The organism is Pelomonas sp. KK5, from assembly GCF_001984095.1.
Taxonomy (GTDB): Bacteria; Pseudomonadota; Gammaproteobacteria; order Burkholderiales; family Burkholderiaceae_C; genus KK5.
Genome location: NZ_LYVQ01000048.1, coordinates 24,367 through 34,702 on the forward strand (window position 1 = coordinate 24,367; position 10,336 = coordinate 34,702).

At 69.0% G+C, this 10,336-nt stretch carries 10 protein-coding genes, 2 tRNA genes and 1 pseudogene; 12 read left to right on the forward strand and 1 reads right to left on the reverse strand.

The window, feature by feature from the left end:
- Nucleotides 1-72 precede the first annotated feature (72 nt).
- From B0W88_RS09900 to B0W88_RS34705, 7 genes and pseudogenes are all read left to right on the forward strand, one after another.
- Nucleotides 73-426, forward strand: coding sequence for an HU family DNA-binding protein (locus B0W88_RS09900; RefSeq protein WP_158080833.1), 354 nt, complete (start codon nucleotides 73-75; stop codon nucleotides 424-426).
- 13 nt (nucleotides 427-439) lie between these two features.
- A tRNA-Val gene (locus B0W88_RS09905) sits at nucleotides 440-515 on the forward strand.
- Nucleotides 516-595: 80 nt separating this feature from the next.
- A complete protein-coding gene (locus tag B0W88_RS09910) occupies nucleotides 596-2,509 on the forward strand; it encodes a SurA N-terminal domain-containing protein (protein WP_077034497.1) in 1,914 nt (637 codons plus the stop codon).
- A 79-nt stretch (nucleotides 2,510-2,588) separates the two neighbouring features.
- A tRNA-His gene (locus B0W88_RS09915) sits at nucleotides 2,589-2,664 on the forward strand.
- Nucleotides 2,665-2,722: 58 nt separating this feature from the next.
- Nucleotides 2,723-3,604: a tRNA glutamyl-Q(34) synthetase GluQRS gene (gene gluQRS / locus B0W88_RS09920; protein WP_077034498.1), complete on the forward strand. Its 882-nt coding sequence runs from the start codon at nucleotides 2,723-2,725 to the stop codon at nucleotides 3,602-3,604.
- Nucleotides 3,601-3,945: pseudogene (locus tag B0W88_RS34700) on the forward strand (FKBP-type peptidyl-prolyl cis-trans isomerase); the annotation flags it as partial. The gene gluQRS and the pseudogene B0W88_RS34700, both read left to right, overlap by 4 nt.
- Nucleotides 3,946-3,969: 24 nt before the next feature.
- Nucleotides 3,970-4,323 (forward strand): FKBP-type peptidyl-prolyl cis-trans isomerase, encoded by a 354-nt coding sequence (locus B0W88_RS34705; protein ID WP_233151673.1) that lies wholly within the window; start codon nucleotides 3,970-3,972, stop codon nucleotides 4,321-4,323.
- Here B0W88_RS34705 and B0W88_RS09930 read toward each other — a convergent pair.
- Nucleotides 4,245-5,351 carry an acyltransferase gene (locus B0W88_RS09930; RefSeq protein ID WP_077034500.1) on the reverse strand — a complete coding sequence of 369 codons (1,107 nt, stop codon included), beginning with the start codon at nucleotides 5,349-5,351 and terminating at the stop codon, nucleotides 4,245-4,247. The genes B0W88_RS34705 and B0W88_RS09930 overlap by 79 nt on opposite strands.
- 155 nt (nucleotides 5,352-5,506) lie before the next feature.
- Here B0W88_RS09930 and B0W88_RS09935 point away from each other — a divergent pair, with 155 nt between their 5' ends.
- From B0W88_RS09935 to B0W88_RS09955, 5 genes are all read left to right on the forward strand, one after another.
- Nucleotides 5,507-6,259, forward strand: a complete 753-nt coding sequence (locus B0W88_RS09935; RefSeq protein ID WP_077034501.1) for an MgtC/SapB family protein — start codon at nucleotides 5,507-5,509, stop codon at nucleotides 6,257-6,259.
- Between the two features lie 84 nt (nucleotides 6,260-6,343).
- On the forward strand, nucleotides 6,344-6,922 hold the full coding sequence (locus tag B0W88_RS09940) for a PEP-CTERM sorting domain-containing protein (RefSeq protein ID WP_077034502.1): 579 nt from the start codon (nucleotides 6,344-6,346) through the stop codon (nucleotides 6,920-6,922).
- A gap of 15 nt (nucleotides 6,923-6,937) precedes the next feature.
- Nucleotides 6,938-8,842 carry a bifunctional UDP-sugar hydrolase/5'-nucleotidase gene (locus B0W88_RS09945; RefSeq protein WP_077034503.1) on the forward strand — a complete coding sequence of 635 codons (1,905 nt, stop codon included), beginning with the start codon at nucleotides 6,938-6,940 and terminating at the stop codon, nucleotides 8,840-8,842.
- Nucleotides 8,839-9,885 (forward strand): hypothetical protein, encoded by a 1,047-nt coding sequence (locus B0W88_RS09950; protein ID WP_144006697.1) that lies wholly within the window; start codon nucleotides 8,839-8,841, stop codon nucleotides 9,883-9,885. Before B0W88_RS09945 ends, B0W88_RS09950 begins: the two co-directional genes overlap by 4 nt.
- Before the next feature lie 67 nt (nucleotides 9,886-9,952).
- Nucleotides 9,953-10,225: a PEPxxWA-CTERM sorting domain-containing protein gene (locus B0W88_RS09955; RefSeq protein ID WP_077034505.1), complete on the forward strand. Its 273-nt coding sequence runs from the start codon at nucleotides 9,953-9,955 to the stop codon at nucleotides 10,223-10,225.
- The last annotated feature ends 111 nt before the right edge of the window (nucleotides 10,226-10,336 follow it).

A 10,336-nucleotide genomic window follows, 5' to 3' on the forward strand; every position in this document is an offset into this window, starting at 1 on the left:
CCTCCGAGAGGCCCGATCGAATCCGCTTAGAATCCGCTTCCCGCGTGACCCGCGAGACCGGCCGCAACAGGCCTGAAAGCTCGCCGAAAGCGCCCAGACAACCCTGCTCCAGCGACGGAGCACCGCACCAGCAACCTGTTGAGGGGTACCTACGTGAACAAGTCTGAACTGATCGAGCACATTGCCAAGCAAGCCGACATTTCCAAGGCCGCCGCAGGCCGCGCCCTGGAAGCTGTGATCGGCGGCGTCAAGACGACGCTGAAGAAGAACGGCAGTGTGTCCCTGGTCGGTTTCGGCACCTTCACCGTGACCAAGCGCGCCGCCCGCGCCGGCCGCAACCCGCGCACCAACGAAGCCATCAAGATCAAGGCTGCCAAGGTGCCGAAGTTCCGTCCCGGGAAGGCCCTGAAAGACGCGGTAAACTGATCGACTTTCTCCCGGGTGCTTAGCTCAGTTGGTAGAGCAGCTGCCTTACACGCAGCATGTCAGCGGTTCGAGCCCGTTAGCACCCACCATTGATCCGGTTCCGGATTCCAGTTGAGCGAAGGCGAACAGGGAGGCTCCCCGGTTCGCCTTTGTCATGTCTGAGGCCCCGATGTTCGATTTCGTCCGCGCCAACACGCGCCTGTTCCAGTTCCTGCTGCTGATCCTGATCCTGCCCTCCTTCGCGCTGGTGGGGATGCAGGGCTATACCAGCATGATGAACCAGTCCAACTCGGTGGTCGCCACCGTGGACGGGCAGAAGATCACCCAGACCGAATGGGACAACGCGCTGCGCGAGCAGACCAACCGCGTGCGCGCCCAGAACCCGAACATCGACCCGAAGCTGTTCGACACGCCCGAGGTCAAGCAGCAGGCGCTGGACCTGCTGGTGCGCCAGCACGTGATCCAGACCGCGGCCACCAAGGCGCACCTGTACGTCGGCGATGACCAGCTGAACCGCGTGTTCTGGAACGACCCGCAGTTCGAGCTGCTGCGCAGCGACGGCAAGGTCAACGACGCGGTGCTCGCCGCCCGCGGCCAGACCTTCTCGATGTTCTCCGAGCAGTTGCGCCGCGACCTGATCAACCAGCAGGTCACCCAGCCGATCCAGGCCAGCGCCCTGCCCGCCGCCAGCAACGCCAACCTCGCCTTCGACGCCTTCCTGCAGCAACGCAGCATCCGCGTGCAGCGCTTCGCCGCCAAGGACTTTGCCGGCAAGATCGAGCCGAGCGATGCCGAGATCGAGGCCTTCTACAAGGACAGCGCCAACGCCGACAAGTTCAAGCTGCCCGAGAGCGCGCAGATCCAGTACGTGCTGCTGGACCTCGACTCGCTGAAGAAGGACGTCACCGTCAACGAGGACGACCTGAAGAAGTACTACGACGAGAACGCCTCGCGCTTCAACGTCGCCGAGCAGCGCCGCGCCAGCCACATCCTGATCAAGGCCCCGAAGGATGCGCCGGCCGCCGACCGCGCCAAGGCCAAGGCCCGCGCCGAGGAACTGCTGGCCCAGGCCCGCAAGAACCCGGCAGGCTTCGCCGACCTGGCCAAGAAGAACTCGCAGGACGAGGGCTCGGCCGCCAACGGCGGCGACCTCGACTTCTTCGCCCACAACGGCACGATGGTGAAGCCGTTCGAGGACGCCACCTTTGCGATGAAGGCACAGGGCGAGGTCAGCAACGTCGTCGAGTCCGACTTCGGCTACCACATCATCCAGCTGACCGGCATCCGCGGCGGCGACAAGAAGTCCTTCGCCGAAGTGCGCCCCGAGATCGAGGCCGAGGTGCGCAAGCAGCTGGCGCAGAAGCGCTTCGGCGAAGTGGTCGAGCAGTTCGGCAACATGGTCTACGAGCAGGCCGACAGCCTGCAGCCGGTGGCCGACAAGCTGAAGCTGCCGATCCAGACCGCCACCGTCACCCGCACGCCCGCCCCGGGCGCCGCCGGCCCGCTGGCCTCGCCGAAGCTGCTCGAAGCCGTGTTCGCCAATGACGCGCTGCAGGCCAAGCACAACACCAATGCGGTGGAAGCAGGCCCGAACCAGCTCGTGTCGGCCCGCGTCGTGCAGTACAACGCGGCGCGCGTGCCGGCACTGGCCGACGTGAAGCCCAAGGTGCGCGAGATGCTCGTGGCCAAGCTGGCCGCCGCTCAGGCCGTCAAGGCCGGCCAGGAACGCCTGGCCGCGCTGCAGAAGGGCGGCGCATCGGCCGACGGCCTGGAGCCCGCAATCACCGTCTCGCGCGCCAAGCCCGCCGACCTGCCGCGCAAGGCACTGGACGGCGTGCTGGCCGCCGATGCGAGCAAGCTGCCGGCCTACGTCGGCGTGGACAACGGCGACGGCACCTTCCTGGTGGCCCAGATCGACAAGATCGAGGCCCGCGACCCCGCCCTGATCGACCCGAAGCGCGCCGAGCAGCAGTACGCGCAGGCCTGGGCCACCGCCGAGACGCTGGCCTACTACAACGCACTGAAGGCCCGCTTCAAGACGACGATCAAGGCCGCCGCGGCCGCTTCCGCACCGGCTCCTTGAAGATTTTTTGAAGTTTTCGCCTCAAGTCTCCGGGAAGCACTATTTTTCTGGTTAGAATGTGAGGCTCAGCAGTTCAGTGGTGGTTGTAGCTCAGTTGGTAGAGTCCAGGATTGTGATTCCTGTTGTCGTGGGTTCGAGTCCCATCAGCCACCCCACCGAATAAGTCGAAGAAGGCCCGAAGTCGAAAGACCTCGGGCCTTTTGCTTTTCTTCCATGTACATCGGCCGCTTCGCCCCCTCACCCACCGGTCCGCTGCACGCGGGTTCACTGGTCGCTGCGTTGGCCAGCTGGCTCGATGCGCGCGCCCACGGCGGACGCTGGCTGGTGCGCATCGAGGACGTGGACACGCCGCGTTGCCCGCCGGGCACCGACCGGCTGGTCCTCGAACAGCTCGCCCGCTGCGGCCTGGTGCCCGATGAAGCGCCGGTCTGGCAATCCGCTCGAAGCGAGCGTTATGCAGCGGCGCTGCAGCGCCTTGCGGACGGCGGCCACGCCTACCCCTGCGGCTGCTCGCGCAAGGACATCGCGGCCCTCGCGCCGCCGCATCAACGCCATGGCGAACTGATCTACCCCGGCACCTGCCGCGACGGCCTGCACGGCAAGCCCGCCCGCGCCTGGCGCCTGCGCACCGATGACACGCCCCTTGCCTGGACCGACCGCCGCCTCGGCCCGCAATCACAGCGCATCGAATCGGAGGTCGGTGACTTCGTGCTCAAGCGCGCGGACGGCCTGTGGGCCTACCAGCTGGCCGTCGTCGTCGATGATGCCGAACAGGGCATCACCGACGTGGTCCGCGGCGAGGACCTGGCCGACAACACGCCACGCCAGATCCTGCTGCAGCGCCTGTTGGGCGCTGATGAACTACCGCGTTACCTGCACACACCGCTGGTGCTGGCCGCCGACGGGCAGAAGCTCTCCAAGCAGAACGGCGCCGCGGCGCTGGATCTGGAGGCGCCGGTCGAGGCGCTGCGCGAGGCGGCGGGCCACCTGGGCCTGCGCCTGCAGGCGAGCAGCCTGGCCGAACTGCTGGCCGAAGGCGTAGCCGCCTGGCCCTTTATGATGCCGCCCTCCGCTACCGAAAGACCCTCCACATGAACACCACCTCCTCCGGCCTGCAATACGAAGACACCGTCGTCGGCGACGGCGCGGTCGCCAAGTCCGGCCATGACGTCACCGTCCACTACACCGGCTGGCTCTACAAGGACGGCGCCAAGGGCGAGAAGTTCGACTCCAGCAAGGACCGCAACGATCCCTTCCAGTTCGAGCTCGATGCCGGCATGGTCATCGGCGGCTGGGACGAGGGCGTGCAGGGCATGAAGATCGGCGGCAAGCGCACGCTGGTGATCCCGCCCGAGCTGGGCTATGGCGCCCGCGGCGCCGGCGGCGTGATCCCGCCCAACGCGACGCTGCTGTTCGAGGTGGAACTGCTGGGCCTGTCGGGTGGCGACGAGCCGATCGAGCTGGACCTCACCACCACCCCCAGCGGCCTGCAGTACCAGGACACCGTGCAAGGCGATGGCGACGAGGCCAAGGCGGGCCAGCGCGTCACGGTCCACTACACCGGCTGGCTCTACAAGGATGGCCTGAAGGGCAAGAAGTTCGACTCCAGCAAGGACCGCCGCGACCCGTTCCGCTTCAAGCTGGCCGGCGGCGAGGTCATCAAGGGCTGGGACGAAGGCGTGCAGGGCATGAAGGTCGGCGGCACCCGCATGCTGGTGATCCCCGCGGCACTGGGCTACGGCGCGCGCGGCGCCGGCGGCGTGATCCCGCCCAACGCGACCCTGCTGTTCGAAGTGGAACTCCTGGCGGTCTGAAGCCGCGACGACAGCCAGGCCCGCAGGGCCGGGTCGTAGCTGCGCGCCAGCCCATGACTGATCACGGCCATGCCGCCGATGAACACGGGAATCCACAGCATCGGCGGCAGCCCGAACTTGCGCGCCGCATAGGCCGCAATGAACATCGGCGGGTAGTGCAAGGCGTAGATCGGATAGGAGATGTCGCCGAGCACCGAGGCCGCGCCGCGGAAGGCCGGCGCCGGATTGCGGCGCGCGGCGAACCACACCAGCAGCGGGAATCCGGCCAGCGCCATGCTCAGGTCGTAGAGCCCGCCATAGCCGGCCGGCGGCCGCACCATCAGCACCGCGACGATGGCCACGCAGGGCAGCCACCATAGCGCCGACACCCGCGGCGCCCCTGCAGGCAGCTGCCGCGACATCAACACACCCAGCGAGAAGGCAAAGCCGGAACGCAGCAAGCCGATGTGCAGCGCGGCCCAGTCGGGCCCGCCGGCGATCTGCTCGCGGCCGGCGAACAGCGCCACCATGCCCGCCCCCATCAGCAGCACCAGGCCCAGCAGCTGCGGGCTGCGCAGCCGGATCAGGAAGCCCGCGTAAAGGGCGTTCACCACCAGCTCGAAGAACAGCGACCAGATCGGCCCGTCGGTCGGAAAGAGGCCGTAGCCCGGCAAGGGCGTCGGCAACATCGCCAGGTTGAAGGGCAGCGCCACCAGCAGGTCCGGCCAGGGCATCTGCTGCGGATGGTGGATCAGCAGCTGGCCCACGCGGCGCGCCGCGCCGATCAGCACGCCCAGCAGCACGAAGGGGTAGAGCCGGATCAGGCGCTCCGTCATGAAACCCCTGATGCCGAGCCCGCGCTCCAGCCGCGGCGTGTAGGTCCGCGCGATGACGACGCCGCTGAGGAGGAAGAAGAAGTCCACCGCCAGGTAGCCGCGCGGCGCCAGGTGCAGTTCCTCCTCAAGGTGATAGACGACGACCAGCAGCGCGGCCAGGCCGCGCATCGCGTCGAGCGTCAGCAGGCGAGTCGTCGATGAGCTCGTCGTCATGGTGCCCCTTCCGGAAGTGATCCGGGTTCCAGGGCAAACGGGATGCCGCTCGGGCTCGGCGTTAGCAGCCGCCGCGCAACACCCGGCACCGCACACCGCCCCTTTTGATGCGGGCACGCTTAAGCTTGGCCCCGGGGACGGAGGAGACAAGAACCATGCTGAACCTCGACCAGCTGCTGCACTACTGGCTCGGCGACCAGTGGGCGGCCAACGTGCTGATGTTCCTGCACCTGCTCGGCGCGATGACGCTGGGCCTGGCGCTGGGCTACGAGCGCACCTACCACGGCCGCGCCGCCGGCATGCGCACCTACGCGCTGGTCTGCATGGCCTCCTGCGCGGTGACCGTGCTGGTGGCCTATCCGCACCAGTGGTTCGGCGGCCACCTGGGCCCCGAGGGCACGCCGCCCTTTACCGACCCGACGCGGGTGATGCAGGGCGTGCTGACCGGCGTCGGCTTCCTCGGCGCGGGCGTGATCATGCGCGAGGGCATGAACATCAGTGGCCTCACGACCGCGGCCTCGCTGTGGGTGGCGGCGGCGCTGGGCATCGTCGTCGGCATGGGTTTCTTCCTCGCGGCGCTGGTGCTGACCGGCCTGTGCGCCAGCCTGATGATGTGGGGCGCCAAGCTGGAATCGAAGCTGCCCTCGCATCCGGCCATCGCGGTGACGATACGCGGCGAGCCCGGCCGCCACTTCGAGCAGGCCGAGCTGGCCGCCTTCGCCATCAGGCTCGGCTACCGCTTCGCGCCGGGCTCGCTGAACATCGAGTCGCGCGACGGCTGCGAGGAATGGCGCTTCGTCTGCACCGCGATGGAGAATTACTTCGGCCAGACGCTGACCCGCTACTCGAGCCGCCTGCATGAGCTGCCGGGGGTCGCCTCCTACAAGGTGACGCACGCGAGGAACTAGGCGCAGCCGGTCACGACATCGTCATCCTCCGCTTTGATAGTCGGCCTCGTCGCTCGACGAGACCACTATCAAGAGGAGCCGAAGATGATGATCAGGACCAAGCCGATCGCGGCCTGCATGCTGGCGCTGGGCTGCGCCACCGGCCACGCCACCACCGTCGCGCTGCCTTCCGACGGCAGCTGGCAGGAGTTCACCGTCGACAACTTCGTCGGCCCCTCCTTCGGCACGCAATGGATCGACTTTGCCGACGGCTCTCCGCTGAGCTTCCAGTTCACCGTACCGACGGGCTTCGTCGCGCAACTGACCGTGGTCGATGCCGGCTTCGCCGGCGACACCTTCACCGTGAGCAACGGCGGCGCGGTGATCGGCACGACCTCGGCGGTCGCGGCCGGAACGACCGCCGGCTCGGTCGTCTTCGACTTCGACGAGGCCCTGGCCAACCCGGCCTACAGCCGCGGCACCTTCACGCTGGCTGCCGGCAGCTACAGCATCGGCGGTGCGCTGCTGCAGTCGGTGGTGGACGACGGCGGCCTGGCGCTGAACGCGACCAACGGTGCGCTGAAGCTGAGCGTTACGGCGGTGCCGGAGCCGGCCAGCTTCGCGCTGCTGCTCGCCGGCCTCGGCGTCGTCGGCCTGCTGGCCCGTCGCGCACCCCGCGCCTGAACGAAGGAGGCTGCCATGATGAAGAAGACTTTCCTCGCCACGCTGCTGACTGCCGCCGCCCTGGCCCAGGCCCAGACCGCCCCGATCACCGTCAAGATCATCGGCTTCAACGACTACCACGGCAATCTGCAGACGCCCGGTACCTTCGGCGTCAACACGATCGTGCCCGCCGCGCAGCGGCCGGCCGTCGGCGGCGCCGAGTACATCGCCGCCTATGTGCAGAAGCTGAAGGCGCAGAACCCGCTGAACGTCGTCGTCGGCGCCGGCGACTTCATCGGCGCCTCGCCGCTGATCTCCGCGCTGTTCTTCGACGAGCCCGCGGTCGAGACGCTCAACCACATCGGCGTCGAGTTCAACGCGGTGGGCAACCACGAGTTCGACAAGGGTGCGGCCGAGCTGAAGCGCCTGCAGTCCGGTGGCTGCAAGCTGACCAACGGCCAGCCCGACCCGAACAGCTGCAAGGGCCTGGGCTCGCGCGCACCGGGCACCTTCGACGGCGCCAGGTTCCAGTGGCTCTCGGCCAACGTGGTCGAGAACGCCACCGGCCGTACGCTGCTCGCGCCCTACGGCATCAAGTCCTTCAACGGCGTCAAGATCGCCTTCATCGGCATGACGCTCAAGGGCACGCCCGGCATCGTCACGCCCACCGGCGTGGCCGGCCTGACCTTCAACGACGAGGCCGACACCGTCAACGCGCTGGTGCCGCGGCTGCGCGCCCAGGGCGTCGAGGCGATCGTCGTGCTGGTGCACCAGGGCGGCTTCCAGACCAGCCCCAATGTCGGCGACATCAACGGCTGCGACGGCAATCTGAAGAACGCCGACGGCAGCGATTCCGACATCGCCAACATCGTCAAGCGCCTGGACGACGCAGTGGACCTGGTCATCAGCGGCCACACGCACGCGGCCTACAACTGCTCGGCCAACACGGTGGACGTGCGCAACGTCAGCGGCACGGCGCAGGTCACGGCCCGCCCGACCGGCCTGGCGAACAAGGTGGGCCGCCTGATCCCGGTGACCAGCGCCAGCGCCTTCGGCCGCGTGCTGACCGATATCGACGTGACGCTGGACCCGAAGACCCGCAACGTGATCTCGGTCGCCCCGACGAACCGCCTCGTCGACCGCACCGATGTCGCGATCAACCAGGCCATCGCCACCGACCCGAGCGTGCGCAACATCGTCAACGGCTACAACGGCCTGGTCTCGCCGCTGGCCGGCGCCGTGATCGCGACGATCTCCAGCGCCCTGCCCTCGACGGCCAATGCCGCCGGCGAGATGCCCGCCGGCGACCTGATCGCCGACGCGCAGCTGCAGGCCACGCAGCCGGCCAGTCTCGGCGGCGCGCAGATCGCCTTCATGAATGCGGGCGGCGTGCGTTCGCCGGGCTTCGTCGCCGCCTCCGGCAGCTACCCGTATGCGCTGACCTACGGCGATGCCTTCACCGTTCAGCCCTTCGGCAACAGCCTGGTGACGATGACGCTGACCGGCCAGCAGATCAAGAACGTGCTGGAGCAGCAGTTCAACGGTTGCATGGGCCAGACGGCCAACCGCGTGATGCAGATCTCCAACGGCCTGAAGTACTCGTGGAAAGCCTCGGCCCCGGCCTGCTCGAAGATCGTCGACGTGGTCTTCACGCCGACGGACGTGACGACCGTGCCGCCGCAGGCGACCGGCGCGCCGGAGTACATCGTCGCGGCGGGCGTGGTGCAGAACCCGGCCAAGACCTACCGCGTGACCGTCAACAACTTCATGGCCACCGGCGGCGACGGCTTCACCGTGCTGATCGGCGGCACCAGCACGCTGGGCGGCGCGCAGGACATCGATGCGCTGACGGCCTACCTCAGCGGCTACAAGACGCCGGCCGCGGCCTACGACCCGAGCCAGCCGGTGATGGCGATTCCGCGGATCACGCAGCTGCCTTGATGCGCCTCCAGGGGCTGCTGCTGGCCGCCATGCTCGCCTGCGCCACGGCGCAGGCGGGTGACGACAAGGATCCGCGTGCCGAACTGCTGGCGCGCGGCGAAGGCGAACTGCAGCGCGGCGAGAACACCGCCGCGCTCGACGACTTCGAGCGCGCCGCGATGATGCGCCACGAGGCCGATGCCGAGATCGGCCTGATCCGCGCCGCGATGCAGGACGGCCAGTACCGCCGTGCGCTGGCCTTCGCCGCCCACACCGCGGGCGAGCACCTGGAGCATCCCGAGGCCGGCGCCCTCTATGCCTGGCTGCTGTACATCGGCGGCCAGCGTGGCCTGGCGCAGCGCCTGCTGGACGAATGGCGGGCCCGCGCGCCCGGCGATGCCTTGCTGGCCGAGACCGCGCGGGCGCTGGCCGGCGACCTGCCCCTCGCACCGGACGCGCTGCTGGCCGCGCCGCACCGCTTCGCCCCCTGGGCCACGGGCGATGCCACGCCGGCGGACCTGCGCCAGCTCTCGAATGGCGTGCTGCTGGGCGACGGCTCGCTGGCGGTGGCGCCGATCCCAGCCGCCACGCAGGTGTGGCTGCGCAACGGCCTGGGCCAGACGCGCCTGGCGACGGTCGATCGCAGCGATGCCGCGCTGGAGGCCGCGGGCCTGACCCTGCTGCATCTATCGAAGCCGTTGCCACCCGGCCAGGCGCCGTCAGCGCGCGAGCCCTTCGCCGGCAGCCCGGGCTTCCTGGTCCGCTTCGCGCCGCGTGCACAGGCGGCCTGGCCGGTCCTGTCGCAGGGCTTCCTCGGCGGGCAGGCGGGGCCGCTGCGCCGGCTCGGCTTTGCGGCGGACGGGGTGGCGCTCGGCGCCGCGGTGCTCGATCGCCAGGGGCGCACGGCCGGCATCGTCCTTGGCACCGTCGACGGCGAGCCGCGCTGGCGTCCGCTCGCGGCCACGGCCGGCGCGGCGCCCGGCCCGGTGCCGTCCGGCCTGATCGCGCCGGACGAGGTCTACGAGAACGGCCTGCGGGTGGCGCTGCAGGTCCTCGCCCGCTGATACCCAACGATCGTTCGCCTGCTGCCCAGGATGGGGCATCGATGCCGGCAAGATCAACCTGTGGAACGTGGACAGCTACCACGCCAGCGCCTGGGGCAGCTACCTGGAGGCGCTGACCGACTTCGGCCAGGTCACCGGGCTGGACCCGCGCTCGCTGGGCGCCGGCGAGACGGCCGCCACCGCGCTGGGCATCAGCGGCACGCAGGCGGTCGCGCTTCAGTCGCTGGCCTACGAGCAACTGCAGATCTCGGCCGCGGTGCCCGAGCCGCAGAGCTGGGCGCTGATGCTGGGCGGCCTGGCCGTGCTCGGCCGCCTCGCGCGGCGCCGGTCTACTTCTTGATTCTTCGCCGAATTGCGGGGAACGCACCGCCATTGAGAAGAGTGGGGTTTGCAGCGCTGCGGCCTGGGCGGCCGCGGGGCTCGGCGGTGGCGGTCTCCCCTGCGGGTCGAC

Coding starts and splice junctions, on each gene's coding strand:
- B0W88_RS09910 (WP_077034497.1), top strand. CDS start 596: ATGTTCGATTTCGTCCGCGCCAACACGCGCCTGTTCCAGTTCCTGCTG.
- gluQRS (WP_077034498.1), top strand. CDS start 2,723: ATGTACATCGGCCGCTTCGCCCCCTCACCCACCGGTCCGCTGCACGCG.
- B0W88_RS09930 (WP_077034500.1), bottom strand. CDS start 5,351: ATGACGACGAGCTCATCGACGACTCGCCTGCTGACGCTCGACGCGATG.
- B0W88_RS09935 (WP_077034501.1), top strand. CDS start 5,507: ATGCTGAACCTCGACCAGCTGCTGCACTACTGGCTCGGCGACCAGTGG.
- B0W88_RS09940 (WP_077034502.1), top strand. CDS start 6,344: ATGATGATCAGGACCAAGCCGATCGCGGCCTGCATGCTGGCGCTGGGC.
- B0W88_RS09945 (WP_077034503.1), top strand. CDS start 6,938: ATGATGAAGAAGACTTTCCTCGCCACGCTGCTGACTGCCGCCGCCCTG.